The organism is Sphaerisporangium corydalis, assembly GCF_025506355.1.
Lineage (GTDB): Bacteria > Actinomycetota > Actinomycetes > Streptosporangiales > Streptosporangiaceae > Sphaerisporangium > Sphaerisporangium corydalis.
Genome location: NZ_JANZYP010000001.1, coordinates 96,067 through 122,652 on the forward strand (window position 1 = coordinate 96,067; position 26,586 = coordinate 122,652).

Consider the following 26,586-nt stretch of genomic DNA (forward strand, 5'->3'; position numbering starts at 1 on the left):
CTTCGCCGATCCCCTTTCCTACCAGGGGGCGCCGACAGTTCGCCGGTGCGCGCGCGGCCGGTGGAGAACGACGGCCTGTCAGAGGGCGCCGAGCAGGCGTGCGGTGTCGGCGGGGCGGGAGAACATCGGCCAGTGGCCGGTCGGCAGCTCGTGCAGCTCCCACTCCGGGCCGGCCAGCGCCGCGAAGTAGGGGTGGCCCTGGTCGATCATCTCCTTTACCTGGCCGATCGGGTAGGAGCAGCTGACCAGCGCCTTCGGTGTGCGGGCCGCCTCCCCGCCACCGGTGAGCTTCAGCGGCCGGGTGAGCGCGCCGTACGGCTGGGGGGTCATCCTGGCGGCGATCCGGGATCGGCGCGCCTGGTCCAGGCCCTCGGTGCTGGTGCCGAGCGACTCATGGAGCTCGAAGGACAGGGGACGGTAGCGCCACCCGTCGCTCAGGTGATCGGCGATGATCTTCTGGACGTCCGGCGGGTACTGGTCGAGCGGGCGCGTGCCGCCGGCCAGCGGGCCGCTGTCGAGGTACACGACCTTGCCGACGCGTTCGGGGACCCGGTCGGCCGCCCCGGTGACCGGGGCCCCGGCGCCGCTGTGCGCGACCAGCACGACGTCGCGCAGGTCCTCGTGGACGAGGGTGGCCACGATGTCCTCGACGTGGGTGTCCAGGTCGGTGGCCGGGCCGCCGAGGTGGGCGCGGTCGGCGAGCCCGGTCAGGGTCAGCGGGTGGACGGTGTGCCCGGCGGCCCGCAGCGGGCCGGCGACCTCCCGCCACGCCCACGCGCCCAGCCAGAAACCGGGGACCAGGACGAAAGTGCTCATAGGTGTCTCCTCAGGGGTGTCGCTGATGTGCCTCCCTGGCACCCTAGGATCGAATCCGGGCAGAACCGGTCCGGATAAAACGAGGAGCCCATGCCGAATCCCGTCACCCAGGTGCTCACCCTGCTGGAGCTGCTCCAGGCCAGTCCCGGGCTGACCGGGGCCGAGCTGGCCCGCCGCCTGGAGGTCGACGAGCGCACCGTGCGCAGGTACGCGCTGCGCCTGGCCGAGATCGGCGTCCCGGTGCGGGCCGAGCGGGGCCGGTACGGCGGCTACCGCCTGATGCCGGGGTACAAGCTGCCGCCGCTCATGCTCACCGAGGACGAGGCCGCCGCCGTGGTGCTCGGGCTGCTGTCCGGCCGGCGCACGGGCCTGGCGGTGTCGGAGACCGCCACCGCCAGCGCCCTGGCCAAGATCCAGCGGGTGCTCCCTGCGGCGCTGCGCGAGCGGGTGGAGGCGGTGGCCGACACCGTCGAGCACACCGCCCGGCCCGCCGACACGCCCCGCCCCGCCGCCGCCACCCTGCTCACCCTGGCCGCCGCCGCCCGCCGCCGCAGGCGGGTGCGGCTGCGCTACCGGTCGTGGCGGGGGGAGGAGAGCGTGCGCGAGCTGGACCCCTACGGCCTGGTGTTCCACTCGGGCCGGTGGTACGTCACCGGCCTGGACCACCTGCGCCAGGACCTGCGCACCTTCCGGCTGGACCGGGTCGCCTCGGCCGAGCCGCTCGCGCAGGGGTTCCCCGGCCCGGAGGCGTTCGACCCGGTGGCGCACGTGGTGGCCTCGCTGTCGGGCGTGCCCTACCGGCACGAGGTGCGGGTGCTGCTGGAGACCACCCTGGCCGAGGCCCGGCGCCGGATCCCGCCCTCGGCCGCCACGCTCGGCCCCGCCGAGGGCGGGGTGCTGATGACCGGCCGCGCCGAACGGCTGGACGGCATGGCCGCGATGCTGGCCGGCCTCGGATGGCCGTTCACCGTCCTTGCCCCCCACGCCCTGCGCGAGGAGGTCACCGCCCTGGCGGCCCGCCTGACCGCCTGCGCCGCCCGCGTGACCTGACCGCACCCGCCCCGCGCGTGAACCGAGCGCGTCCGCCCGGCCGCCTCCGTCCCGGGGGAGGGGCGCGGTGCCCGCCGCGCGCGGCCGGCTACCCGCGCGGGGGCAGCAGCGGGGTGCCCAGGCGGGGCCGGTCGGCGGGGTTGGGGGTGTGCGGGGGGTACTGGGCCAGGCGTTCCAGCGCCAGGTCGATCGCCTTCTCGAGCTGGGTGTCGACCCCCCGTGCGTAGTCCTGCGGGGTGATGTCGACCTCGACGTCGGGATCGGTGCCGTAGTTCTCCACCCGCCACCCCACGTCGTCGAAGGCGAAGGAGTACTCCGGCTGGGTGGTCACCGTGCCGTCGGCCAGCCGGTGGCGCGGCCAGATGCCGATCACCCCGCCCCACGTGCGCTTGCCGACCAGGGGCCCGAGCCCGAGCAGTTTGAAGGTGTGGCTGAAGATGTCGCCGTCGGAGCCGGCCCACTCGTTGGCGATCGCGACCAGCGGGCCGCGCGGCGACTCGGCGGGGTAGGGCTCGGGCACCCCCCAGCGGGGGAAGTCGTAGCCCAGGCGGCGGCGGGCGAGCTTCTGCAGCAGCAGCCCCGAGACGTGGCCGCCGCCGTTGAAGCGCACGTCCACCACCAGCCCCTCGCGGTCGTACTCGGCCAGGTAGCCCCGGTGGAACTCGGCGTACCCCTCCGGGCCCATGTCGGGGATGTGCAGGTAGCCGACCTTGCCGCCGGTGCGCTCGTGGGTGCGGGCCCGGTTGCCCTCCACCCAGTCGCGGTAGCGGCCCGGCCGCTCGTCCGACAGCGCCTTGACGGTCACCGTCCTCGGGGCGGCGTCGCCGCGCCTGAGGGTCAGCTCGACCTCCTGCCCGGCCTGGTTGACCAGCAGCCGCGCGGGCCCGGCCGCCGCGCCGGTGGGCTGGCCGTTGACCGCCACCACCGCGTCGCCCGGCCGCACGTCCAGGCCCGGCCGGTTGAGCGGGGAGGTGGCGTCGGGGTCCCAGGGGTCGCCGGTGACGATGCGCGCGATGGTGTGGACGCCGCCGGCGTGCGCCCAGTCGACGCCGAGCTTGCCCTGCCAGTAGTGCGGGCGGGTGCGGTACTCGCCGCCGCTCTCGTAGGCGTGGGAGGTGCCGAGCTCGCCGAGCAGCTCCCACAGCAGGTCGGAGAACTCGCCGCGGGTGCCGACCCGGTCGACCAGGGGCAGGTAGCGCTGGTAGACGCCGTCCCAGTCGATGCCGGCCATGTCCTGCACCCAGAAGTGCTCGCGCTGCAGGCGCCACGCCTCGCGGAACATCTGCCGCCACTCGGCCTCGGGGCAGACCGAGACCTTGACCCGGTCCAGGTCGATCCACCCCCCGGCCCGGCCGGCGCCGTCGTCGTCGGAGGGCTGCTCGCCGGCCCGCACGACCCGCAGGCGCTGCCGGGAGCGGTACAGCAGTGTGGTGGCGTCCTGGCCGAGGCGGAAGTCGGTGACGTCGGAGACCAGGGTCTCGCATTTCTGTTTGGCGAAGTCGTAGGCCTGCAAGGTGCCGGAGGTGGACTCGGAGAACTCGTCGCCCCGGCTGCCCTCCACCGGGAAGGAGCTGAACAGGACCTTGCCCTTCATGCCGGCGACCCGGTCGTAGCGGCCCTCGGCCACCGGGAAGGGGACGACGCGGCGCTCGATGCCGTCGAAGTCGATCTCCAGCCCGGCCGGGGCGGGCGTGCCGGGCGCCTGGTCCCCGGCCTCGGCCGAGGTGCCGGTCTCGCCCTCGTCCCCCGGCTGCGCGGCGTCCGCGGCGGGCTCGGTGGCGGGGGCGTCCTTTTTGGCGTCCCCCTTCTTGGCCGCGTCCTCGCCGGTCAGCGGGCGGGCTTCGGGGACGAACGGCGAGCCGACGTCCGGGCGCAGCGTGATGGCGTACGGCCGGGTGCCGAGCGGGAAGCCCAGGTCGAACTGCAGGGAGTCGTAGACGGGGTTGAAGATCCGCTGCCCGATGAAGTACAGGTAGCGGCCTTCGGGGTCGAACGCGGGCCGGGAGTCGCGCAGCACCGGCCGGGTGGCCTGGCGGGTCTCGCCGGTGGCGGCGTGCCAGAGTTTGACGGCGGTGGTCTGCGCGGTGTCGGGGAAGGTGTAGGCGAGCCAGTCGCCGGCGGGGGACCAGACCACGTCCTCGACGCGGCCGAAGCGGCTGCTGTCGGCCACGGTCAAGGCGGCCGGGCCGCCGGGGTCCTCGGGCAGGTCGACGACGAGCAGTTCGTTGCGATGGTTGGTCACCGCGACCCGGTCGCCGGCCGGTGACACCGAAAGGGCGATGGCCCGGCCGGTGTCCAGGTCCGCCAGCGGCCGGGGGGCGGCGGCGCCGTCGGCGGTCAGCACGACCAGCACCTCGCGGTCGCCGTCGTCGCTGGCCGCCGCGACCAGGCGCTCGCCGTCGCCGAGCCAGGTCAGCAGCCTGTAGCGCACGCCGTCCGGCTCGCCGTGCTGGCGCACCGGCCCCTCCCAGTTGCCGAAGGAGTACGCCTTGCCCCGGGTGGTGATCGCCAGGCCGGCGCCGTCGGGGGTGAGGGTGGCGCTGTCGAGGTAGCGGCCGGCCGGGACGAACCGGCGGTTGCGCTGGGTGCGGGAGCTGCCGAGGCGCACCTCGACCCGGCGGGACTCCCCCTCGGCGGGGTCGAGCACGTACAGCTCGGCCGCCGCGTGGTAGACCAGCCGCCTGCCGTCGCTGGCGAGGTTGCGCGCGTAGTAGTCGTCGTGGTCGGTGTGCCGGCGCAGGCCGGTGCCCTCGGGGGTGCAGGAGTAGACGTTGCCGATGCCCTCGTGGTCGGACAGGAAGTAGATGCGGCCGCCGACCCAGCAGGGCGAGGCGAGGTTGCCGGGCAGGGAGACCAGGCGGCCGAACTCGCCGCCGCCCTCCGGGTCGACCCACAGGTCGCCGACGGTGCCGCCCCGGTAGCGCTTCCAGCGCGCGGGGTCGGCGGTGTTGCGGCCGAGCACGACGCCGCCGCCGGGGCCGTAGGAGATGGAGTTGGCCGGGCCGTGGGGCAGCCGTTCGGACGCGCCGCCGGGGTCCAGGCGGTGCAGCCACTTGCGGCGGCCGAAGGGCTGGCCCTCGTCGCTGGCGTAGATGACCGCGCCGGTGGGGTCCCATCCGGTGACGGTGCAGGTGGCGCCGTCGTAGGTCATCCGCCGTCCGGCGCCGCCGTCGGCGGGCATGACGTAGACCTCCTCGGGGCCCTCCTCGCGGCCGACGAACGCGATCTGGGTGCCGTCGGGGGAGAAGCGGGGGTAGCCGGCCTCGGCGACGCCGGCGGTCAGGCGGAAGGCCCGTCCCCCGTCGGCGGACACCATCCACAGGTCGTCCTCGGCGGCGAAGACGACGACCTCGCCGAAGATCGTGGGGAAGCGGAGGTATGCGGACATCGATCCTCGCGTTCGGGCCGGGGGCTTCCATGATCAGGCACCCGGGCCGCCGCGTCGAGACCGCGCCGGACCCGTTCCGGGCTCCGGACGCCCGGCGGGTGGGCGCCCGGGGGCCGGTTCGGCGTGCTCGCGTGGTGGCCGGAGGCAGGGTGCCTGGTCATGCTTGCGGTCAACTGCCCAATTTACGAGTCATGTCGGTATGTTGGGCGGCTTTCCGCGCCGGGCCGGACGACGGATCACTGGGCCTCGCCGGGCATCGGGCCGCGCTTGTCCTCTTCCTCGTGCTGATTCTGTTTGGTCTCGCGCGTGGCCTTGATGGCGGCCTTCTTGGCCTTGCCCGTGGCCTTGCTCGACTTCTTTCCGGTTCCCGCCATGATTCCCCCTGTTGTCATGGATCGGCCAATGAACGACAATGCGCCCTATTCAGCGCATCACCCGCATTAAATACCCAGGAGCGAAGTCAATCACCCATAAGTGACGTGCGCCGGGTCAGAGCAGCGTGAGCTGCTCGGGCCCGGCGTCCACGGGCGGCGCCGGGGCCGGGCGGGCGCGGCGGACGCGCGGGACGGCCGGGCGGCCGACGCCGTGGCGGCGGGCCAGCTCGGCGACCTCGGCCTCGACGCGGGCCTGGTAGGCGGCCGGGGCGTAGGCGCCCCGCCCGTACAGCTCCAGGTAGCGGGGGACCAGGCGGGGGTGCTCGCGGCCGAGCCAGGCAAGGAACCACTCGCGCGCCCCGGGACGCAGGTGCAGCACGATGGGGGTGACGTGGGTGGCGCCGGCCTCGGCGATCCGGCCGACCGCCGCCGCGAGCGCCTGGGGGGAGTCGGTGAGGTAGGGCAGGATCGGCGCCATCAGCACCCCGCACGACAGGCCGTGGCCGGTGAGGGTGGCGCACACCTCCAGGCGCTTGGCCGGCCGGGGGGTGCCGGGTTCCACCGAGCGCCACAGGTCCTGGTCCAGGAACCCGATCGACAGCGCGACGCCGACGTCGGTCACCTCGGCGGCCTCGGTCAGCAGGTCGAGGTCGCGCAGGATGAGCGAGCCCTTGGTGAGGATCGAGAAGGGGTTGGCGGCGTCCCGCAGCGCGGCCAGGATGCCGCGCATCAGCCCGTAACGCCCCTCGGCCCGCTGGTAGCAGTCGACGTTGGTGCCCATCGCGATGGGGTGCCCGCCCCAGCGCGGCGCCGCCAGCTCCTTGCGGACCAGCTCCCCGGCGTTCACCTTCACCACGATCTTGGAGTCGAAGTCGCGGCCGGCGTCCAGGTCGAGGTACTCGTGGGACTTGCGGGCGAAGCAGTACGTGCACGCGTGGGCGCAGCCCCGGTAGGGGTTGACCGTCCAGGAGAACGGCACGTGGCTGGCCGCCGGGACGCGGTTGACGATCGTCCGGGCGTGGATCTCGTAGAAGGTCATCCCCCGGAACTCGGGGGTGTCGAACGTGCGGGCGACCGCGCCGCGCGCGAACAACGGCAGGTCGGGGGCGTCCTGGCCGTCGCCGGTCAGGCGCAGGTTGTCCCAGCGCATCCCCGGATTAGAACAGATTTTCGGTCACCGTCGCAACCGGGGGAAACCAGCGGCAAAAACCAGGTGACGAAACGGCTAAAGATCTTCGTCGTGGGAAGAACGTCGGAACACCGCTTGCGTTGCCGGGAGGTTCGGCATGGCCTGGTCGCAGGACGAGGAGCGAATGCTTGTCCAGATCGAGAACTACCTCACCGACGAGGATCCGCGACTCGCAGCCCGGCTGGAGTCGTTCAACGAGCGCGTCCAGCGCAAGGAGAGCGGAGAGCGGAAGCGGACCGCCCGCCAGGCCCGGGGCCCGCGGCGCGGCCCCAGCAAGTCCACGATCATCATCATGGTGAGCTGGCTGCTGATCGCCACCTTGATCGCCACCTTGCTGATCATGGTCTTTCATCACGACGCGGCCGCCCTGCCGATGTGAGGGCGCGGCCGTCCCCTCCCGGGCGGGAGGGGACGGCTAGTCCAGACCGCGCAGGAAGCCGGCGGCGGCCGGGGCCGCGACCTCGCCGCCCATGCCGCCCGCCTCCACCACCACCGCGAAGGCGACGTCGCCGCGGAAGCCGATGAACCACGCGTGGGAGTCGAGCTTGCCGCCGGTGCCGAACTCCGCGGTGCCCGTCTTGCCGGCCGTGCCCGAGGGCAGCCCCGCCCCCTTGGCGGTGCCCTTGGTGACCACGGCCGTCATCATGGTGCGCAGGTCGCGCGCCACGGTGCCCTCCAGCGGCTGAGGTCTGAGCCGCTGCTTCAGCGCGGGCACCAGCGTGGGCGGGCGCCAGGTGCCGGCGGCGACCGCCGCGGCGACCGAGGCCATCACCAGCGGGCTGGCGGTGATGCGTCCCTGGCCGAAGGACTCGGCGGCCAGGTCGGCCGGGCCCGTCGGCTTCGGCATGCTGCCCCGGGTGGCCGGCACGCCGATGGTCAGCGGCTGGTTGAACCCCATCTTGGAGGCGACCTGGTACAGCCTGCCGCCGCTGAGGTGCTCGGCGGCCAGCGGGGCGAAGGTGGTGTTGCACGAATGGGCGTAGGAGTCCAGGAAGCTGAGCGACCCGAACGCCTCGTGGTCGGAGTTGCGGATCGCCAGCCCGCCGACGCTGGCCTTCTCCGGGCAGGTGACCTTCCGCCCGGGGGTGAGGCCCTGGGCCAGCAGCCCGGCGGCGGTGACGGTCTTGAACGTCGACCCGGGGGGGTAGCGCCCGTCCAGGGCGCGGTTGAACCCGCCGCGGTTGTTGACCACCGCGAGGATCTCGCCGGTGGAGGGGCGGATCGCCACCAGGGACGCCGGCTTCTTCAGGTCGCGCACCGCGGCGACGGCGGCCTTCTGCGCGCGCGGGTCCAGGCTGGTGCGCACGGCGGTGCCGGGGGTGCCCTGGAAGGTGGTGAGCACTTTGCCGGACGTGCCCGCCGCGCCGCCGGTGACCACGACGGCGGTGTCCGGGACGCCGGCCAGCTCCTTCTGGAACGTCTGCTGCAGCCCGCTCCTGCCGATGGCGTCACCGGCCTTGTACGGGGACCCCAGCTTCGCCACGTCCTTGCCGGTCGCCTTGTCGAGGTAGCCGGCGAGCTGCTGGACCGACCCGCCCACCTCGCCCTGGTCGATGCGGCCCCCGCGCGCGTCCTCGACCGCGGCCCGCTCGGGCCAGGTGGTCTTCAGCGCCAGGTGGGCCGGGCCGCCGAGCGCGGGGTGCACGGCCGCGGGCGTCCAGGCGACCTTCCAGTAGTGGTCCTTGACCACCAGGTCCACCGAGCCGGTGTAGGTCCACTCGCCGACGTCCTTCAGGGTCATGGTGGCGGTGTAGGCGGCCCTGGCGTGGTCCTCGCCCCGGGGGGTCACCGCGCCCAGGCGGACCGTGGGGCGCCCGGCGCCGAGGTTCCTGGCCGGCTCGGCGTAGGCGGCGTCGAAGGCGTCGGCCGGCGCGGCCAGGTCGGCCCGCATCGCGGCCAGGTCGCCGCGCTGCCAGGCGGCGGTGAAGTGGGCGGCGGTCAGCTCCGCGCTGCCGCGGGTGTGCAGGACGTAGTAGGCGCCACCGGCGGCGGCCCCCGCCACCAGCACGGTCGCGACAGACGTGATCGCGATGATACGGCCGCGCGGCACGCGTTCCCCCCGGTGTCTCGACGTCGCGTCGAGCCTAGCGCGGGGATTTCGCGCGTTGCCCGCCTTTGCCGTGACCGGTGCCCCCTCAGGTGCCCTGAGCGGTGCCCCTCAGGCGGCCTCCCGGCCCCGTTCCTTGTCCTTCTGGCTGGCGGCGTAGGAGGGGACGTACTCCTGGCCCGACAGCTTCTGGATGGCGTTCATGACCTCGTCGGTGACCGCCCGCCGGTCCTTGGCCCTGGCGGGGTCGCCGGTGAAGCGCATCGGCTCGCCGATGCGGACGCCGATCTTGGCGATCCTCGGCAGCGTGGCCCCGGGCGGCAGCACGCGCTCGGTGTTGACCATCGCGACCGGGATGACCGGCACCCCGGCGGTCAGGGCCAGCCAGGCGACGCCGATCTTGCCGCGGTACAGCCGGCCGTCGGGGGAGCGGGTGCCCTCGGGGTAGATGCCGAACAGCTCGCCGGAGGTGAGCACGCCGAGGGCCGCGTCCAGCATCGCCTGCGCCGCGCCCGCGCTCTCGCGGTCGATGGCCACCTGGCCGGTGCCGCGCATGAACATGGCCGTCAGGCGGTTGCCCGTGAAGTACTCGGCCTTGGCGACGAAGGTGACCTGCCGGGGGAGCATCAGCGGCAGGAACACCGAGTCCAGGATGGACAGGTGGTTGGAGGCGAGGATCGCCGCCCCCGCGCGGGGCACGTTCGCCGAGCCGGTGACCTCGGGTCGCCACAGCAGCCGCAGGACGGGACTGCTGATGATCTTTGCGATGCGATACAGCACGGACACTCCCGGTGTGCGGACGGCCAATGCCAACCATACGGCGCGGACGGGAAACCTTGTGTTACGCCAGCACACAAAGTGTTACATCGTCGTACAACGAAGCGCCCCGCGAGACGAGCTCGCGGGACGCTCACGTTTGAGGCCGATGTGGCGGTCGCCTCCTTGGCGAGAGGCACAACACGGCTCCAGCCGAACGGTATTCCGTGAAGGCGGTAATTGCGGCCCGGGGGACACAACCACATCGGCTCCACGACTCTAACCCACTCGCGGCGGTTGTCATTCCAGACCTGCCGATCCCGCCGCCCCTTAGGGGAAGATCTGGGGGAGGATGACCCCATGCTGGAGACCGAGCGGCTGGTCCTGCGCCGGTGGCGCGAGGACGATCTGCGGCCTTTCGCCGAGATGAACGCCGACCCCGAGGTGATGGAGCACTTCCCCGCGACGCTGACCGCCGCCCAGAGCGACGCGCTGGCGGGGCGCATCATGGCGGGCTTCCAGGACCCCGGCCTCGGGTTGTGGGCGGTGGAGATCCGCAGCACCGGCGCGTTCGCCGGGTTCACCGGGCTGGTGTGGCAGACCTTCCCGGCGCACTTCACCCCGGCGGTGGAGGTCGGGTGGCGGCTGGCCCGCCGGGCGTGGGGGCACGGGTACGCCACCGAGGCGGCGGCCGCCGCCCTGGACCACGCCTTCACCGAGGGCCTTTCCGAGGCGGTGTCGATGACCGCGGTGGGCAACGTGCGCTCCCAGGCGGTCATGCGGCGCCTGGGCATGACCCGCGACCCCGCCGACGACTTCCAGCATCCGAACGTCCCCGAGGGCGGCCCGCTGCGCCCGCACGTGCTGTACCGGCTCAGGGCCGCCGACTGGCACGCCGCGCGCGGGGCCTAGGGGCCGCCGGGGCGCAGGGGGCGGGCCTCGGGCATGCGCAGCCGGTCGACGGCCTCGCGGCGGCGGCTCTCGGGCCGCCGGTCGTAGCGTGCGGTGGTGACGGGGGAGGCGTGGCCGACCAGCGCCTGGGTGGTGGCCAGGTCGACCCCGGCGTCCAGCAGCTCGCCGATGAAGGTGCGCCGGAAGTCGTGCGGGGTGCGCCGGGCGGCCCCGGCGGCGGCCAGCCGCCGGGCCAGGATGTCGGCGACGGCCTGCCCGGTCATGGCGGCGGGCCTGCCGCCGGGGGCGCGCAGCCGTCCGGCCTTGTTGATCGGGGCGAACAGTGCCCCGGCCGCGGGCCCGCGCACCGACAGCCAGGCCTCGGTGCGGGCCACCGCCTCGGCGGTCAGGTAGACCAGGCGTTCCTTGTCGCCCTTGCCGCGCACCCGCAGCGAGCGGGCGCCGGCGTCGTAGTCCGACAGGGCCAGCGCGGCGACCTCGGCGCGCCGGCAGCCGGTGGAGTACAGCACGGCCAGCAGCGCCGCGTCGCGCGCCCCGGCGGGGGAGGCGTCGCCGTCGCAGGCGGCCAGCGCGGCGCCGGCCACCTCGGGGGGGACGTGCCGGCCGATGGGCAGCCGGGTGCTGCGGACGGTGGGCAGGTCGGTGGCGCGCTGGTAGTCCTCGGCGCTCACCTGGCCGAGCCGCCAGGCCTCGCGCATGACCCGGCGCAGCGCGACCAGGTGCTTGTTGAGGTAGGCGGGCGACCAGCCCTGCCCGGCCAGTACGGTGCGGATGCGCACGGTGTGCTCGTACCGCAGCAGGTGCCAGGGCTGCCCGGCGCCGGTGGCGGCGGGGTCGCCGGAGATGACGCGGGCGATCCTGTCCAGGCAGCCGCGCATGGTGCGGCGGGACTCGGGGCTGGTGAGGGAGTCGAGGTAGACCGCGTACGGGTCGCCGGCGGGGGTGAGGGGGCCGGGGGCGGTGCTGGGCAGCGCGGGCAGGTCCACCCGCCGATCCTAGGCCGCCCGCCCCGGCCCGTACTCCCGGGCGCGCGGCGTGCTTTATTGATCTACATTGTAAAGGCGTCGGGGCTGATGCGCATCGTCCCCACCAGATCGGTGAGCCTGCGGCTCTCGGCGAGGAAACCGGCGACCAGCGCCAGGTCGTCGAACCGGCCGCGGACCAGGGGATGCCAGCTCTCGCGCAGGTCGCGCAGGGCGGGTTCCAGGCGGGTGCGGTGCGCGGCCCGGTCGGCGTGGACCAGGACGCGCCGGCCGGAGTCCTCGCGTCGGCGGCCGGCGTACCCCTGGCGCTCCAGGCGGTCGACGATCTCGGCGGCGGCCTGTGCGGTGAGCCCGGCGAGCGCCGCCAGGCGGCTCTGGGGGAGCGGCCCCTGGCGGCACAGCACGGCGAGGCACCGGAAGCACGCGCCGTCCAGCCCCGCCCGGGCGGCGAGGGCCTCCACGAGCCGGTCGGCCTGGGTGAGCAGGTCGGCGGTCTCGCGCCCGATCGCCTCGAGCAGGCGGACGTCCTGGTCGTGGGACATGGTCGCTCCATTCGCGGGCGGCGGGGGGGCGGGGGGGGGGGGGCGCCCCCGCCCCCCCCCGGGGGGGGGGGGGGGGGGCCCCGCCCCCCCACGGCGGGGCGCGGGGGGGGGGGGGGGGCGGGGGGGGGGGGGCCCCCCCGGCCCCCCGGCTCGGCGGAGCGGCGGGTCGCCGGCTCCGCCTTCCGCGGCCGATGTCACAGCCGGGTGGGATGGGTCTCGCTGGAGGCCTGGGTGAGGCAGGTCATCATCGCGTCGCGGAAGAACGCGGCGAACCCGTCGGCGGTGGCCGTGTCGCGCGCGCCGGCCAGGAACGGCACGATGCGGTCCTCGATGACGTGGACGTGCTGCTGGCCGGCCAGGTGCCGGGCGATCTGCCCGAAGTCGCCCTCGTAGTGGACCAGGCGCACCAGCACGTCGTCCTTGACGAACACCCCGGTCCCGATCAGGCGGGCGACCTCCTCGCCGCCGGGCCCGGTGACGATGGGCGACTCCAGCGGCGGCGCGCCGCCGAAGACGTCGGCCAGCTCGGCCTCGTGTCCGGGCTTGATCCGGAAGGTGAGCATTGCGTACGGCATGTGAACCTCCGTCGTGGGTCCCGGCGCGAGGGCTCGCGCCGGGTGGGCGGCCTGGCCGGGTCAGTAGGCGGCCACGACCTCGTAGGAGCCGAAGATCCCCAGGCCCCTGTCGTGGTACCTCTCCAGCGGCGAGGTCGTCGGCAGGTGGTCGGGGCTGCGCTCCCACTCGCGGTAGGTGGGCACGTCGTCCCATTCGCTGAGCACCGCGTAGCGGCGCGGGTCGCGCAGCGAGCGCAGCAGCTCGTTGCCGCGCAGCCCGGTCCGGCCCGCGAGCGTGGTGCTGATCTGGTGGTAGGCGCTCTCGATGGACCCCTTGTCGGACTCGGGCTCGTTGAGGTACAGCGCGACGCGCACCCGGCCCGACCCGGGGCGCGACCCCAGGCGCGAGGCCACCACCATCGGGATCATCGAGGTGCCGGCCGGGTCGCGGAACGGGTCCAGGCGCATGCGGTTGGCGGCGTGCTCGGGGCTGTGCTCGAACCGGTGGAACCGCTCCTCGTCGGCCCAGTCGCTGACGATGTAGTACACCCCGTCCTCGTCGGGGCTCTTGGCCAGCGACTGGCCGGCGTTGTCGGGGTGGCGGGCGATGGCGGCGGCGATCTCGCGCCAGGTCCGCTCGAACTCCCGCTCCATGCCCGGGTGGATCCGCATCTTCACCATGACCCGGTACACGTTGTTGTCCTTGTCGTTCATGCCCGCTCTCTCTTTCGTGCGTCGGTGCCTGCTCGGACCGGCCGGGGCCGGCGGCGAAGGGTCACATGCGTGCGGGGGCCTGCTCGGCGGCCTCCTCGACGAGCTGCCGGATCCGGTTCATCTGGACCACGGTGCTGTCGTTGAGGCGCTTGGTCATCTGCTTGTCGCTGAGCGGGGCGTCGGGCTTCATCTCGAAGTCCTGGACCCAGCGCATGCGCACGGCGTCGGGGACCTGGGTGTACTCCCAGAACAGGTTCATGTACTTGAACCAGCCGGGTTCGACCCGGTGGGCGCGCACGGTCCTGGTCGCGGGGTCGGGGGTGCGTTCCGACACCCAGCTCCACTCGTTGCCGTCGGCGTCGGGGTGCATGGTGAGGCGGAACCGTATGGTGGGCCCGCGCTGTTCGAGGATCTCGGTGGCCGCGTACTCGCTGAACAGCCGGGGCCAGGACTCCACGTCGTTGGTCATGTTCCACAGAAGGTCCAGGGGGCTGGCGATGATGATCTCGTTGTCGGTGTGTCCTGCCATGGCGTTCCTCCGGTGTCAGGCGGCGAGCCGGCGGTTGACGTAGTCGACCGCGGCCTGCGGGGTCTTCATCTCGTCGATGGCGTCGTCGGGAATGCGCACGCCCATCCGCTGCTGGATGCGGGCGGCCATCTCCAGCACCGCGAGGGAGTCGTAGCCGAGTTCGGCGAAGGTGAGGTCGCCGATGTCGCCGGCCAGGTCGACGCTCTCCGGTACTCCGGCGCAGCCGCCCATGATGCGTCTGATGTCGTCCAGGGTGAATGTGGTCATGTGGTTCTCCGTTGTCGCGAGATGGGTCGCTACAGGTCGGTGACCAGCAGCGCGGCGTTGAACCCGCCGTGGCCTCGGGCCAGTACCAGTGCCTTGCGCACCGGGCCGTCCCTGGCGGTGCCGCGTACCAGGTCCAGCTCGTAGGCGGGGGCGGCGGCGCGCGTCCCGACGGTCGGGGGGATCACCCCGTCGCGGATGGACAGCAGGGCCGAGGCCAGGTCGAGCGCGGCGCCGCCGGCGTACAGGCGCCCGGTCATGGTCTTGGGGGCGGTGACGGGCACGCCGTGCGGCCCGAAGACCGAGGAGATGGCCCGTGCCTCGGCCAGGTCGGCGGCGGGGACGCCGAGGGCGTCGGCGAACACCACGTCCACCTGGTCGGGCGGCACCGCGGCCTCCTCCAGGGCCAGGGTGATGGCGCGGCGCAGGTTGGAGCGGGGTTCGCGGCCGTGGTCCGGGCGGGGGTCGAAGGTGGCGCCGTACCCGGCGATCGCGCCGTAGGGGCGCGCGCCCCGGGCGCGGGCGGTGTCCTCGCCCTCGACGATGAGCATGGCCCCGCCCTCGCCGGGGACGTACCCGCAGGCGTCGCCGTCGAAGGGCAGGTAGGCCCGTTCGGGGTCGTCGCGGGTGCTGAGCAGCCCGGTGGACATCTGGGCGACCAGCCCGTAGGGGCACAGGGAGGCGTCGGTGCCGCCGGTGACGACCATCGAGGCGTCCTGGCGGAGCAGCCGCCTGGCCTGGGCGACGGCGTCCAGGCCGCCGGCCTGTTCGGCGCAGATGACCCCGCAGGGGCCGCGCATGCCGTACCGGATGGAGATCTGGCCGGTGGTGGCGGCGTAGAACCAGGCGATGGACTGGTACACCCCGACGTACTGGGGGCCCTGGCTCCAGAGTTTCTCGATCTCGCGCTGGCCGAACTCGGTGCCGCCAGAGGATCCGGCGGTGACCACGGCCATGCGGTATTCGGGCAGGTCGGCCGGGTCGATGCCGGCGTCGGCCAGGGCCATGCCGGCGGCGGTGAGGCCGAGGTGGGTCCAGTGGTCGGTCTGCACGGCCAGGCGGCTCGGGACGTGTTCGGTGTCGTCGAACTCCGTGACCTCCCCGGCGACGCGTACCGGGTAGCGTTCGCCGTCGAAGCGGGTGATCGGGCCGAGGCCGCTTTTTCCGTCCAGGGTGGCCGACCAGTAGGCCTGGGTGCCCAGGCCGTTGGGGGCGGTGACGCCGAGCCCGGTGACGACCGGGCGGGGCGTGTCGGCGGTGCGTTCAGTCATGGCCGCTCCCCCGTCCGGCGAGCCCGTCGCGTTCGCGGGCCAGCAGCATGGCCGTCTGGAATCCGCCGAAGCCGCTGCCCACGGTCAGCACGACCTCAAGGGGCCGTTCCCTGGCGGTGAGCGGGACGTAGTCCAGGTCGCATTCGGGGTCGGTGGTGTGCAGGTTGGCGGTCGGGGGGACGACGTTGTCGCGGATCGCCAGGGCGCAGGCGGCGACCTCGATGGAGCCGATGGCGCCGAGCGAGTGCCCGATCATGGATTTGATGGAGCTGACGGGGATCTGGTAGGCCCGCTCGCCGAGGGCGCTTTTGAAGGCGGCGGTCTCGTGGCGGTCGTTCTGCCGGGTCCCCGACCCGTGGGCGTTGACGTAGTCGACGTCCTCGGGGCGCAGCCGCGCCTGGCGCAGGGCGTCGCGGATGGCCTCGGCCATCTCGCGGCCGTCGGGTTTGAGGCCGGTCATGTGGAAGGCGTTGCTGCGGCTGGCGAACCCGACGATCTCGGCGTACACCTGGGCGCCGCGGCGCAGGGCGGCGCCGCGTTCCTCAAGGACGAGGACTGCGGCGCCCTCGCCGAGGACGAACCCGTTGCGGTCCAGGTCGAAGGGGCGTGAGGCGTGGGCGGGGTCGTCGTTGCTGGGTGAGGTGGCCTTGATGGCGTCGAAGCAGGCGACGGTGATGGGCGAGATGGGGGCGTCGGCGGCGCCGGCGACCACGGCGCAGGCGGTGCCCTCCTTGACGAGCTGGTAGCCGTGGCCGACCGAGTCCAGGCCGGCGGTGCATCCGGTGGAGATCAGGGCGACCGGGCCCTCGGCGCCGGCGGTCCAGGCGATCTCGGTGGCGATAGTGCTCGGGATCATGTAGCCGTAGAGCTGGGGGACCCCGTAGGCGGGGTCGACCAGCCATTCGCGGCCGCCGTCGCTGAGGACGGCGTACTCCTGTTCCAGGCCCATGGTGCAGCCGACGGCGCTGCCGATGGAGACGCCGAGCCGGTCGGGCGGCACGTCGGCGGGGGTGAGCCCGCTGTCGGCGAGCGCCTCGCGGGCGCTGACCACGCCGAGCTGGGCGGCGCGGTCCATGCGGCGGACCTGCCGGGGGGTGAGCCCGTGGGCGCCGGGGTCGAAGTCGCATTCGGCGGCGATGCGGGAGCGGAACCCGGTGGCGTCGAACAGGGTGATGGCGCGGGTGGCGGTGCGCCCGGTGGTGAGCAGGTCCCAGAAGGACGTGACCCCGATGCCGCCGGGCGCGGCGACGCCGATGCCGGTGATGACGACCCGGCGGTCCTGGCGTGCCCGGGAGGGGCGGCCGGTGCCGGGGCGTGCCCGGGTGCGGCGCCGGGCGGCCGGGCGGGTGTCCAGGTGGTTCACCGGGGGCTCCCCGCCGGGGTGTCCTCGGCGGACGGTTCGGTGTCGACGTGGCCGAGTTCGGGCCGGGGTGCCAGCGGTCCGGCGTGGAAGACCAGGCAGGCCTCGTCGGTGCCGGTGTTCTCGATCCGGTGGCGGACGTTCTTGGGCACCATCAGGGCGTCGCCGGGCTCGAGGACGATCTCCTGGTCGCCGTCGATGCGGGCGTGGACCGTTCCATGTACCAGGTACATGAACTCCTCGGAGTAGGGGTGGTAGTGCTCGGTGAAGTGCTCGCCGGGCCGCAGGAAGGCCACGCCCATGAAGCCCGAGGTGGCGCCGGCGGTCTTGGGGCCGAGCAGGACGCGGATGTCGCCGCCTCGGCGGTGGTTGGGCGCGACCTGGCCGGCGTTGATCTTGTTGAGGCGGGTCTCAGGCATGTGCGTCCGCCTCCCAGGTGTAGAAGGGTTCGGCCATGGCGTCTTTGGGTTCGCGCCAGCCGGGGTCGAAGGGCCGGATGTGCTCGCCCAGCCGCTGGTTGATCTCTCCGTACAGCGGGTGGGTGCGTGCCTTGTACAGGTTGGGGGTGATGTCGTGGTCGGCCTCGACCAGGTGGAAGTACAGGTCGTGGAAGCGGAACAGTGTGCGCCTGGACACCCCGATGAGATGCGGCAGGTCGCTGGCGTCCGAGTCGGCGAAGATCTTGGCTACCGCCTCCGTCTCGGAGGGTTCCATCCTCGCCACGATTAGCGTCCGATGCACCACAAGTCTCCTTTCGTCCGTACACGGCAATGGTGTCCGGATCGTCTGGACTGGTGCTGATGCGGCGCTAGTGCCGCCGCGAACCCCGGCCCGCGCTCAGGTGCCGAGGACGCGGGGCGCGGCGGCCAGGTCGCCGGGGGCGGGCTCGCCGCAGGCGTCCAGTTCCCGCTCCAGGCACTCGCGGGCGAACAGCCGGGCCAGCTCGTGGATGGTGTACCGCACCTCGCCGCCGGGCTCGGGGCGGGCGCGCAGCAGCCGGCGGCCGGCCAGCCGGTCCAGCAGGCGTTCGGCGTGGCCGGGCTCGCGGCCGAGCAGCGCCCCGGCCTGCCGCATGGTGATGGAGGGGGTCTGCAGCAGGCCGAGCAGCCGGAACAGGCTGCGCTCGGGTTCGCCGAGCCGCTCGTAGGCGCCGCGGAAGGCGGTGCGCACGTCCAGGTCGGCCACGCTCAGCTCCGCGAGCCGCGACCGGGGGTCCTGCAGCCGTTCGGCGAGCTTCTCCAGGGTCAGGCCCTGCCCGGCGGCCAGCCGGGCGCCCGCGCACCGAAGGGCCAGGGGCAGCCGCCCGCACAGGTGGACGATGCGTTCGGCGGCGGCGCGCTCGTCCTCCAGGCGGGCCGGGCCGATGATGCGGGCCAGCAGCTCCAGGCCCTCGCCGGCGCCGAGCGGCCCGAGTTCCACCGTCTGGGCGCCGGCCAGCCCGTGCAGCCCGGTCCTGCTGGTGACGATCACCGCGCACCCGGCCGACCCGGGCAGCAGCGGCTGGATCTGCGCCGGGCCGTCGGCGTCGTCCAGGACGATGAGCACCCGGCGGTCGCCGCACCAGGTGCGGAACAGTTTGCTGCGCTCGTCGCGGCAGGCCGGGACCTCCTCCGCCGGTACGCCGGCGGCGCGCAGGAACCCGGCCAGGACCTCGCCGGGGTCGGCGGGGGCGCCGGCGCCGCCGAGCTCGGCGAACAGCTGGCCGGAGGGGAAGTCCGCGCGGGCGCGGTGGGCGGCGTGCACGGCCAGGGTCGTCTCGCCGGCGCCCGGCATCCCGGTGAGGCACACGACCCGCATGGCGGTGCCGGGGTCGGCGGCGCCCGACAGGATGGCGGCGATCTGGTCGCCGGCCTCGGCGCGGCCGACGAAGTCGGCGATGTCGGGGGGCAGCTGGGCCGGGGTGCCGGTCGCGGTCCCGGCGCCCGCCCGGGGCGGGCGCGGCGGCAGGGGGTCCAGGTCAGGCTGGTCGAGCCCGGGGTCGACCGACAGCAGGCGCTGCTGCAGCCGGCACAGGGCGGGGGAGGGGTCCACGCCGAGCTGGGCGACCAGGACCCCGCGCAGGTTCTGGTACACCTCCAGCGCCTCGCCGCGCCGCCCCACCTGGTACAGGGCGGTCATGAGCTTGGCGTAGAAGTCCTCGTTGAGCGGGTGGATGGCGATGAGCTCCTTGAGCTCGCTGACCAGCTCGCCGTGCCTGCCGAGCCGCAGGTCGGCCTCAAGGCGCAGTTGCAGGGCGCGCAGCCTGCCCTCCTCCAGGCGGGTGACCTGGGCCGACAGCAGCTCGCCCGCGGTCAGGTCGGCCAGGGCGGGGCCGCGCCACAGCCCGAGGGCCTGGGCCAGTGAGGTGGTGGCGCGTCCGGGGTCGTCGCGTTCCAGCGCGCTCCACCCGTCGGCCACCAGGCGTTCGAACCGGTAGACGTCGATGGTCTCGGGCGAGGTCGCCAGCAGGTAGCCGTAGGGCTTGGTGACCACCGACGCCGGGCCGCCGGTGCCCAGCATCTTGCGCAGTTTGTACACGTAGGTGTGCAGGGTGGGCAGCGCGGTCGCCGGGGGGCGCTCGCCCCACAGCTCGTCGATCAGCTCCCGTGTGGAGACGATCTGGTTGTGCCGCAGCACGAGCATGGCGAGCACGGCGCGCACCTTGGCGGCGCTGGGCGTCAGATCGGTGGTGTCGTCGCCGACGTGCAGCGGACCCAGAACCTGGAATTCCATGGCATCTCCGCGGATGATCGGCAACGCTCGTCCAAGCTGACCGGCGCTCGGCGTCGGCGTGACCTCGACGCCTGGTGGACCTCTCGAATTTAGATGAATCCGCTTATCGGAACATCCGGAAAAATGGCTCCTCAGGACAAAATCTCCGAAAAAGTCCTGGTCTAGTACTATATTCTTTACCTAGCGAGGGATTTCCGAATAGTGAGGTACGAGACCTCCGGCGGAATGACGGGCGACGCCCTGTCCGCCTTAATACGAAATAGCATTGTATTTCGGGACGAAATTCTTTGTTCGGTCGGCGGAGCCCGCCCCCGGACCAGGACGCGACCAGCGCCCTCCCATCGCCCGACCAGCGGACCACGGAAGCGTTTACGGCGAGCAGGCCCGCCGCGCGCCGACCGGGCGCCACCACGCCTGCCGCACGCCACGGGAGGAACGCCATGCGACCACACGCCCGCCCCGCCGCGAGCGCGGACCCGGCCGCGTGACCGCGACCGCCGCCCCCGTCTCGCTGTGGACCCGCTGCCCCGGGTGCGCGGGCCCGGTGTACCGCGAGCACTACCGCAGGGACCTGCGGGTGTGCGCCGGCTGCGGGCACCACGACCGGCTGAGCGCGCCCGAGCGCCTGGACCACCTGACCGACCCCGGTTCGGCGGCCCCGCTCGGCGCCACGCCCACCGTGCTGGACCCCCTGGTCTTCACCGACACCCGCCCCTACCTGACCCGGCTGGACCAGGCCCGCCTGGCCACCGGCCTGACCGACGCCGTCGTCTGCGTCACCGCCGCGATCGGCGGCCACCCGGTGGTCGCCGCGGTCATGGACTTCGCGTTCATGGGCGGCAGCCTCGGGTGCGCCGTCGGCGAGAGCGTCACCGCCGCCGCCGAGCACGCCCTGGCCACCGGCACCCCCCTGCTCCTGGTCACCGCCTCGGGAGGCGCGCGCATGCAGGAGGGCGCCCTCGCCCTGATGCAGATGGCCAAGACCAGCCAGGCCCTGGCCGACTGCGACGACGCCGGCGTGCTCACCCTGTCGCTGGTCACCGACCCCACCTACGGCGGCGTCGCCGCCTCCTACGCCACCCTGGCCGACGTCATCGTCGCCGAGACCGGTGCGCACATGGGGTTCGCCGGGCCCCGGGTCATCGCCGGCACCATCGGCCAGACCCTGCCGGACGGCTTCCAGACCGCCGAGACCCTGCTGCGCGGCGGGCTGGTCGACCTGGTGCGCCGCCGCGCCGAGCTGCGCCCCCTGCTGGCCCACCTGCTGTCGGCCGCCGCCTGGGCCGCGAAGGGAGGCCCGGTGCCGGCCGCCTGGGCCGCCGCCGCGCCCCCGCTGGTGCGCCACCACCAGGACCTGCCCGAACGCAACGCCTGGGAGACCGTCGCGCTCGCCCGCGACCCCGGCCGGCCCACCACCCTGGACTACGCCCGCTGCCTGCTGGAGGACTTCCACGAGCTGGCCGGGGACCGGATGTCGCGCGACTGCCCGGCCATCGCCGGCGGCATCGGCCGCCTCGACGGCGTCCCGGTCATGCTCATCGGCCACCAGAAGGGCCACGACACCCGCGAACGCGTCGCCCGCGACTTCGGCATGGGCTCCCCGGCCGGGTTCCGCAAGTCCGCCCGCCTGATGCGCCTGGCCGCCAAGCTCGGCCTGCCGATCCTCACGCTCATCGACACCCCCGGCGCGCACGCCGGCGTCGAGGCCGAGACCGGCGGGCAGGCGCACGCCATCGCCGCCAACCTGCGCCTGATGTGCGGCCTGCCCGTGCCGGTGGTCGCGGTGGTGACGGGGGAGGGCGGCAGCGGCGGCGCCCTGGCCCTGGGGGTCGCCGACCGCGTCCTGGCCCTGGGCAACGCCGTCTACTCGGTGATCAGCCCCGAGGGGTGCGCCGCCATCTTGTGGCGCGACCCCGCCGCCGCGCCCGCGGCCGCCGCCGCCCTGCGCCTGGGCGCCCGCGAGCTGCTGCGCCAGGGCGTCGTCGACGCCGTCATCCCCGAACCCGACGGCGGCGCCCACCGCGACCCCTCCGCCACGATTCGCCTGGTGGGCCAGGCCGTCACCGCGGCCTTCGGGGAGCTGGCCCGCACCCCGCCCGCCGATCTGCTGTCGGCCCGCCGTCGGCGTCTGCGCCGCTTCGGGGTCCGCCCCTGACGCCGTGACCTCCCGGGCCGCGCCCACGGCCCGGCCCGCCGCCGCCTGAAGGAGGAACCACATGACACTCGAACCCGAACCCGCCGGTGAGCGTGAGCAGGTGCTGGACTGGGTCGTCCGCCACGCCGCCCGGCTCGGCGACGCCGGGTCGGCGCCGCTGCGCCGGATCACCGTCTCGACCGCCACCGTGGCCATCGGCGTCGAATGGTCGCCCCCCGGACCGCCCGGCGCCGCCCCGCCCCCGACACCCGAGCGGGCGGACGACACCGCCGCCGACCCGGGACCGGACACCACCTTGCTGGTCACCGCGCCCATGGTCGGCACCTTCTACCGCGCCCAGGAGCCGGGCGCCGCGCCGTTCGTCGAGATCGGCGACCTGGTCGAGGCCGGGCAGCAGGTGGGGATCATCGAGGCGATGAAGCTCATGAACGCCGTCCAGGCCGACCGCCGCGGCCGCGTCAGCCGGATCGTCGCCGCCGACGGCACCCCGGTGCAGTACGACGAGCCGCTGCTGGCCCTGCTCCCGCACGACGGCCACTGACCGCCTTCCTCAGACCTTGGAGCCTGGTCGCGATGTTCACCACAGTTCTGGTCGCCAACCGGGGCGAGATCGCCCTTCGGGTGCTGCGGACGTGCCGCGAGATGGGGATCCGCACCGTGGTCGCCCATTCCACCGCCGACCGCGACTCCCCGGCGGTGCGCCTGGCGGACGAGTCCATCCAGATCGGCCCGGCCGCGCCCCGGCGCAGCTACCTCAACCCGGCGGCGATCGTCACCGCCGCCCTGCAGGCGGGAGCCGACGCCGTCCACCCGGGGTACGGGTTCTTGTCGGAGAGCCCGGAGTTCGCCGAGATCTGCCAGGCCCACGGCCTGACCCTGATCGGACCCCCGGCGGGGGTGATCGCACGCCTGGGGGACAAGGCCAGGGCGCGGGAGTTCGCCGTGCGCGCCGGGCTGCCGGTGCTGCCCGGCGGCCAGGGCCCGGCCTCCGGCGCCGCCGAGGCGGCCAGGACGGCCGACGCCGTCGGCTACCCGGTGGTGATCAAGGCCACGGCCGGCGGCGGCGGGCGGGCGATGACGGTGGTGCACGAGCCCGGCGCCTTCACCCGGGCGTTCGACGCCACCCGCCGCGAGGCGGTCGCCCTGTTCGGCGACCCCCGCGTGTACGTCGAGAAGTACCTGGACGCGGCGCGGCACGTCGAGGTGCAGATCCTGGCCGACTCCCACGGCAACGTCGTGCACCTGGGCGCCCGGGACTGCTCGGTCCAGCGCCGCAGGCAGAAGCTGATCGAGGAGACCCCGCCGCCGAACCTGCCCTCGGCGACGATCGAGCACCTGGGGGAGCTCACCGTGCGCGCGGCCCGGATGGCCGGGTACGTCGGGGCGGGCACCTTCGAGTACGTGCTGGACGAGCGCGGGGCGTGCCACTTCATCGAGGTGAACTGCCGGTTGCAGGTGGAGCACCCGATCACCGAGATGGTGACCGGGATCGACCTGGTGCGCGAGCAGCTGCGCGTCGCCGCCGGGCAGCCCCTGGGGTACGGGCAGCGCGACATCGTGTGCTCGGGGGTGTCCATCGAGTGCCGGGTGAACGCCGAGGACCCGGCGCGGGGGTTCCTGCCCACGCCGGGGGTGATCGAGGAGTTCGTCCCGCCCGGGGGGCCGTTCACCCGGGTCGACACCCACGTGGCGGGGGACACGCGGATCACGGCCGACTACGACCCGCTGATCGCGAAGGTGTCGGTGTGGGCGCCGGACCGTGCGCAGGCGCTGGCGCGTGCGCACCGGGCGCTGGAGGAGTTCACCATCAGGGGAGCGGGGGTGTGCACGGACCTGGCGTTCCTGCGGGAGGTGCTGGCGCATCCGCTGTTCCGGTACGCCAAGCACACCACGTCACTGGTCGACCAGATGATGTCCACCCCGCTGAGCTGACCGGCTCAATTGATCTACTTAGTAAAGGGCGGCGCTCGACTTCAAGATCATTTACGACCGCGGAAACCAACCTCCACCTACAGGGAAGCCGACCCGTGGAGGGCCGGGTGGCTATCGGGCCTCGGGGAGGGTCACGAGGCCGCTCTCGTAGGCGGCGATGACGAGCTGGGCCCGGTCGCGGGCGCCCAGCTTGGCCAGCAGGCGGCCGATGTGGGTCTTCACCGTGCCGACGCTGAGGTGCAGGTGCCCGGCGATCTCGGTGTTGGACAGCCCGGTGCCGACCAGGGTGAGGACCTCGCGTTCGCGCCGGGTGATGTCGCCGAGGTCGCGGGTGGCCGCGGCGGGGGCCGGGGTTCGCAGGAACCGGGCGATGAGCCGGCGGGTGGCGGTGGGCGCCAGGAGCGCCTCGCCGGAGGCGACGACCCGGATGGCGGCCAGGAGTTCGGGCGCGGTGGCGCTTTTGAGCACGAACCCGCTGGCGCCCGCCCGCAGGGAGGCGTGCACGTATTCGTCCAGGTCGAAGGTGGTGAGGATCAGGACGCGGACGCCGGCGTTGCCCGGGGCGGCGCAGATGCGCCGGGTGGCCTCGATGCCGTCCATGACGGGCATGCGGACGTCCATGAGGACGACGTCGGGCCGCCACCGGCCGGTCAGGGTCACGGCTTCGGCGCCGGTGCCCGCCTCGCCGACGGTGGTGAGCCCGGGTGTGGCGTCGATGAGGACTTTGAGGCTGTCGCGGATGAGCGCCTGGTCTTCGGCGAGGACGACGCGGATGGGCGGGGGCGTGGCGGGGCCGGTGGTCATGCCGGGGTGCCGTCCGGGTCGTAGGGGAGGTGGGCGGACACGCGGAAGCCCGCGTGGGGCCGGGGGCCGGCGGTGAAGGTGCCTCCGTACATTTTGGCGCGTTCGCGCATGCCGATGAGGCCGTGGCCGCCGGGCCCGGTTCTTTGGGGCGGGCCGTGGCGGGGGCCGTCGTCGAGGATCTCGATGGCGGCCTGGTGGCGGTCGATGTCCACGGTGACCGTGCAGTCGGTGGGCCCGGCGTGGGTGATGACGTTGGTGAGGGCCTGTTGGACGATGCGGTAGACCGAGGCGGCGACGGCGGGGGGCGGCGGGGTCCGCTGCCGGACGGTCAGGGTCACGCGGACGCCGGCCGAGCGGGCGTGGTCGGCGAGTGCGGGCAGGTCGGCCATGCCGGGGACGGGCAGGGGGTCGTGGCAGGGGTCGCCGTCGGATCGCAGGAGGCGCAGGACGCGGTGGATCTCGGTGAGGGTGGTGCGGCTGGTGTCCTCGATGACGGCCAGGGCGGCGCGTACCTCCTCGGGGCGGGCGTCGGCGACGTGGTTGGCGACGGTGGCCTTGACGGCGATCAGGCTCATGCTGTGGCCGATGACGTCGTGCAGTTCCCTGGCGATGCGCCGGCGTTCGTCGGTCACGGCGGCGGCGGCGAGGTGGGCGGCCAGGCGGGCGGTGGTGTCGCGTTTGTAGCGGACGGCGGTCCCGGTGGCCCAGGCGGCGGTCAGCAGGACGCAGGTCGCGCCGATCTCTATGGGCCAGTGGGGTGGCATCTCGGTGCGCCGGGTGGCGGGGGTGAGGCCGGGGAGCACCCGCGCGTAGAAGATCAGGATGGCGGTGGCGGCGGCGGTCGCGCAGGCGGCGAGGGTGGTGGCCGACCAGCGGGGCGTGGTGGTGGCGGCGACCTGGTAGAGGACCAGGACGGTGGGCAGGAAGGTCAGCCAGATCGCGCCCGCGGCGGCGGCGCCGGCGACGGTGGCCAGGACGCCGGTGGCGCACGCGAGGGTGAGCGCGGCGCGGGGGCGGTGGCGGCGGGCGGCGATGGGGAGGCTCAGGGCCGCGGCCACCGGCCACGCCGACCAGGCGGGCCACGAGGACGAGGGGCCGGGCGGGTCGACGATGGCGTAGCCGATGACCAGGGCCAGTGTGAGCGCCGCCGCCGCGTCGGCGGCGTGTTCTCCGGCCGGCCGCCGCGCGTGCTTCATGGGGTGAAGGTATCGCTTGGCCGGTTCGCCCGGCATCTGACCAGGGTCGGACATCGGGGTGGGTCCGGGGTCGCGGGCCGGGTGGTGCGCGCCGATGAAGATGCGACCGGGGCCGGACGCGGCCGGGGGGTGGTGCCCGTCACGATTTCGGGGCGCCCGGCGGATCGTGCCGGGGCGCGCCGGTGCCGGCGGGAAGGGGCGGGTCATATGGATGGCGGGTCGCGCGGGGGGTTGTCGCGGTGGCGGCGGGCGGGCGCGGAGCGGCGCGCGGCCAACGCGGCGGCGAATCTGGGGGTGGGGCCGGGGTTTCCGGGGCGGTGGCTGAGCGTGATCTCGCTGATCGGCGGCCCGGTGCTGGTCATGGCGGGGATCGTGCTGCGGTCGCGGTTCCACTACTTCTTCCCCGATCAGCTGGCGGCCTACGTCCGGTACCCGGATCTGGTCACCGCCGCGTACGCGTGTTTCGCGTGCGGGATCGTCCTGTTGTGGCCGGGGGTGATGACGCTGGCGCAGCGGATCGCGGTGACCAGCCCGATGTGGGGGCTGTGGGGCGGGGGTCTGGTGATGGTGGGGTTGTTCACCCGGACCTTCCAGTTCGGCACCGATCATCTGGCCTTCCACCTGACCGACGGTCTCGGGCTGCGGACGATGGTCGAGGGGATCGACGGGTATTACGTGGCGTGGCGGGATACGCGCTGGCATCCGTTCAGGGCGTTGTCGGGGCCGGCGTTCTTCGGCTGGGTGGTGCTGGCGGTCGGGGCCTATCGTTCGGGGGCTTTGGGGTTGGGCCGGTCGGTGGCGCTGGGGTCGATGTCGGCGCTGGCGCTCGGGACGCTGAAAGGGACCGAGCCGCAGTCGTTGGTGGCGGCGGGCGGGTTGTGCGTGGCGTTGATCCCTTTGGGGGTGTCGCTGCTTCGGGGTGGGCCGGCGCCGAGCCGGCGCGCGTGGGTGTGGTGTGTGGTGCTGGCCGGCGTGCACGTGGTCGCCACGCTGTACGGCCCGAGGGGGTGAGGCGGGCGGCGCGGTACGGACGGCCGT

At 73.9% G+C, this 26,586-nt stretch carries 26 protein-coding genes; 7 read left to right on the top strand and 19 right to left on the bottom strand.

Annotation, left to right across the window (positions count from 1 at the left end; genetic code table 11):
* Positions 1-78 precede the first annotated feature (78 nt).
* Positions 79-816 carry an alpha/beta fold hydrolase gene (locus NYZ98_RS00420; protein ID WP_262840347.1) on the bottom strand — a complete coding sequence of 246 codons (738 nt, stop codon included), beginning with the start codon at positions 814-816 and terminating at the stop codon, positions 79-81.
* 90 nt (positions 817-906) lie between these two features.
* Here NYZ98_RS00420 and NYZ98_RS00425 point away from each other — a divergent pair, with 90 nt between their 5' ends.
* Entirely contained in the window at positions 907-1,866 is a 960-nt protein-coding gene (locus NYZ98_RS00425; RefSeq protein WP_262840348.1) for a helix-turn-helix transcriptional regulator, read from the top strand.
* Positions 1,867-1,954: 88 nt separating this feature from the next.
* Here the strand turns inward: NYZ98_RS00425 and NYZ98_RS00430 are convergent, their stop codons facing one another.
* From NYZ98_RS00430 to NYZ98_RS00440, 3 genes are all read right to left on the bottom strand, one after another.
* Entirely contained in the window at positions 1,955-5,254 is a 3,300-nt protein-coding gene (locus tag NYZ98_RS00430) for a S41 family peptidase (RefSeq protein ID WP_262840349.1), read from the bottom strand.
* Positions 5,255-5,490: 236 nt separating this feature from the next.
* The gene (locus NYZ98_RS00435; protein ID WP_262840350.1) at positions 5,491-5,628 is read right to left on the bottom strand and encodes a hypothetical protein; all 138 of its coding nucleotides are present in this window, start codon (positions 5,626-5,628) and stop codon (positions 5,491-5,493) included.
* Positions 5,629-5,743: 115 nt separating this feature from the next.
* Positions 5,744-6,778 carry an Rv2578c family radical SAM protein gene (locus NYZ98_RS00440; protein ID WP_262840351.1) on the bottom strand — a complete coding sequence of 345 codons (1,035 nt, stop codon included), beginning with the start codon at positions 6,776-6,778 and terminating at the stop codon, positions 5,744-5,746.
* Between the two features lie 136 nt (positions 6,779-6,914).
* Between NYZ98_RS00440 and NYZ98_RS00445 the strand changes: the two genes are divergently transcribed.
* Positions 6,915-7,196 carry a DUF3040 domain-containing protein gene (locus NYZ98_RS00445; protein WP_262840352.1) on the top strand — a complete coding sequence of 94 codons (282 nt, stop codon included), beginning with the start codon at positions 6,915-6,917 and terminating at the stop codon, positions 7,194-7,196.
* Between the two features lie 36 nt (positions 7,197-7,232).
* On the opposite strand, the gene NYZ98_RS00450 is transcribed toward NYZ98_RS00445, so the two are convergent.
* Together NYZ98_RS00450 and NYZ98_RS00455 are read right to left on the bottom strand one after the other, a co-directional pair.
* Positions 7,233-8,867, bottom strand: a complete 1,635-nt coding sequence (locus NYZ98_RS00450; RefSeq protein ID WP_262840353.1) for a penicillin-binding transpeptidase domain-containing protein — start codon at positions 8,865-8,867, stop codon at positions 7,233-7,235.
* Between the two features lie 108 nt (positions 8,868-8,975).
* Complete coding sequence (locus NYZ98_RS00455; protein ID WP_262840354.1) at positions 8,976-9,644, bottom strand: lysophospholipid acyltransferase family protein; 669 nt, start codon at positions 9,642-9,644, stop codon at positions 8,976-8,978.
* Positions 9,645-9,980: 336 nt separating this feature from the next.
* On the opposite strand from NYZ98_RS00455, the gene NYZ98_RS00460 reads away from it, so the two are divergent.
* Entirely contained in the window at positions 9,981-10,532 is a 552-nt protein-coding gene (locus tag NYZ98_RS00460) for a GNAT family N-acetyltransferase (RefSeq protein ID WP_262840355.1), read from the top strand.
* On the opposite strand, the gene NYZ98_RS00465 is transcribed toward NYZ98_RS00460, so the two are convergent.
* From NYZ98_RS00465 to NYZ98_RS00515, 11 genes are all read right to left on the bottom strand, one after another.
* Positions 10,529-11,518, bottom strand: coding sequence for a tyrosine-type recombinase/integrase (locus NYZ98_RS00465; RefSeq protein WP_262840356.1), 990 nt, complete (start codon positions 11,516-11,518; stop codon positions 10,529-10,531). The two genes, NYZ98_RS00460 and NYZ98_RS00465, sit on opposite strands and share 4 nt — an antisense overlap.
* Before the next feature lie 62 nt (positions 11,519-11,580).
* Positions 11,581-12,057 carry a MarR family winged helix-turn-helix transcriptional regulator gene (locus NYZ98_RS00470; protein ID WP_262840357.1) on the bottom strand — a complete coding sequence of 159 codons (477 nt, stop codon included), beginning with the start codon at positions 12,055-12,057 and terminating at the stop codon, positions 11,581-11,583.
* A gap of 194 nt (positions 12,058-12,251) precedes the next feature.
* Entirely contained in the window at positions 12,252-12,632 is a 381-nt protein-coding gene (locus NYZ98_RS00475) for a SchA/CurD-like domain-containing protein (protein WP_262840359.1), read from the bottom strand.
* Positions 12,633-12,692: 60 nt separating this feature from the next.
* On the bottom strand, positions 12,693-13,325 hold the full coding sequence (locus tag NYZ98_RS00480; RefSeq protein ID WP_262840361.1) for an antibiotic biosynthesis monooxygenase family protein: 633 nt from the start codon (positions 13,323-13,325) through the stop codon (positions 12,693-12,695).
* A 61-nt stretch (positions 13,326-13,386) separates the two neighbouring features.
* Positions 13,387-13,854 (bottom strand): SRPBCC family protein, encoded by a 468-nt coding sequence (locus NYZ98_RS00485; RefSeq protein WP_262840363.1) that lies wholly within the window; start codon positions 13,852-13,854, stop codon positions 13,387-13,389.
* A gap of 15 nt (positions 13,855-13,869) precedes the next feature.
* The gene (locus tag NYZ98_RS00490; RefSeq protein WP_262840365.1) at positions 13,870-14,121 is read right to left on the bottom strand and encodes an acyl carrier protein; all 252 of its coding nucleotides are present in this window, start codon (positions 14,119-14,121) and stop codon (positions 13,870-13,872) included.
* Between the two features lie 29 nt (positions 14,122-14,150).
* Positions 14,151-15,389, bottom strand: coding sequence for a ketosynthase chain-length factor (locus tag NYZ98_RS00495; RefSeq protein ID WP_262840367.1), 1,239 nt, complete (start codon positions 15,387-15,389; stop codon positions 14,151-14,153).
* Positions 15,382-16,752, bottom strand: a complete 1,371-nt coding sequence (locus NYZ98_RS00500) for a beta-ketoacyl-[acyl-carrier-protein] synthase family protein (protein ID WP_262840369.1) — start codon at positions 16,750-16,752, stop codon at positions 15,382-15,384. Before NYZ98_RS00500 ends, NYZ98_RS00495 begins: the two co-directional genes overlap by 8 nt.
* Positions 16,749-17,168, bottom strand: coding sequence for a cupin domain-containing protein (locus tag NYZ98_RS00505; RefSeq protein ID WP_262840371.1), 420 nt, complete (start codon positions 17,166-17,168; stop codon positions 16,749-16,751). Before NYZ98_RS00505 ends, NYZ98_RS00500 begins: the two co-directional genes overlap by 4 nt.
* Positions 17,161-17,490, bottom strand: a complete 330-nt coding sequence (locus tag NYZ98_RS00510) for a TcmI family type II polyketide cyclase (protein ID WP_262840373.1) — start codon at positions 17,488-17,490, stop codon at positions 17,161-17,163. Before NYZ98_RS00510 ends, NYZ98_RS00505 begins: the two co-directional genes overlap by 8 nt.
* 96 nt (positions 17,491-17,586) lie before the next feature.
* Entirely contained in the window at positions 17,587-19,461 is a 1,875-nt protein-coding gene (locus NYZ98_RS00515; protein WP_262840375.1) for an AfsR/SARP family transcriptional regulator, read from the bottom strand.
* 484 nt (positions 19,462-19,945) lie between these two features.
* Between NYZ98_RS00515 and accA the strand changes: the two genes are divergently transcribed.
* From accA to NYZ98_RS00530, 3 genes are all read left to right on the top strand, one after another.
* Positions 19,946-21,616, top strand: coding sequence for an acetyl-CoA carboxylase carboxyl transferase subunit alpha (gene accA, locus NYZ98_RS00520; RefSeq protein WP_262840379.1), 1,671 nt, complete (start codon positions 19,946-19,948; stop codon positions 21,614-21,616).
* 61 nt (positions 21,617-21,677) lie between these two features.
* Positions 21,678-22,157: an acetyl-CoA carboxylase biotin carboxyl carrier protein gene (locus tag NYZ98_RS00525; protein WP_262840382.1), complete on the top strand. Its 480-nt coding sequence runs from the start codon at positions 21,678-21,680 to the stop codon at positions 22,155-22,157.
* Between the two features lie 32 nt (positions 22,158-22,189).
* On the top strand, positions 22,190-23,548 hold the full coding sequence (locus NYZ98_RS00530; protein WP_262840383.1) for an acetyl-CoA carboxylase biotin carboxylase subunit: 1,359 nt from the start codon (positions 22,190-22,192) through the stop codon (positions 23,546-23,548).
* A gap of 111 nt (positions 23,549-23,659) precedes the next feature.
* On the opposite strand, the gene NYZ98_RS00535 is transcribed toward NYZ98_RS00530, so the two are convergent.
* The gene (locus tag NYZ98_RS00535; protein ID WP_262840384.1) at positions 23,660-24,352 is read right to left on the bottom strand and encodes a response regulator; all 693 of its coding nucleotides are present in this window, start codon (positions 24,350-24,352) and stop codon (positions 23,660-23,662) included.
* A complete protein-coding gene (locus NYZ98_RS00540; RefSeq protein ID WP_262840385.1) occupies positions 24,349-25,548 on the bottom strand; it encodes a sensor histidine kinase in 1,200 nt (399 codons plus the stop codon). Before NYZ98_RS00540 ends, NYZ98_RS00535 begins: the two co-directional genes overlap by 4 nt.
* A 327-nt stretch (positions 25,549-25,875) precedes the next feature.
* Between NYZ98_RS00540 and NYZ98_RS00545 the strand changes: the two genes are divergently transcribed.
* The gene (locus NYZ98_RS00545; protein WP_262840386.1) at positions 25,876-26,559 is read left to right on the top strand and encodes a hypothetical protein; all 684 of its coding nucleotides are present in this window, start codon (positions 25,876-25,878) and stop codon (positions 26,557-26,559) included.
* Positions 26,560-26,586: the final 27 nt, after the last annotated feature.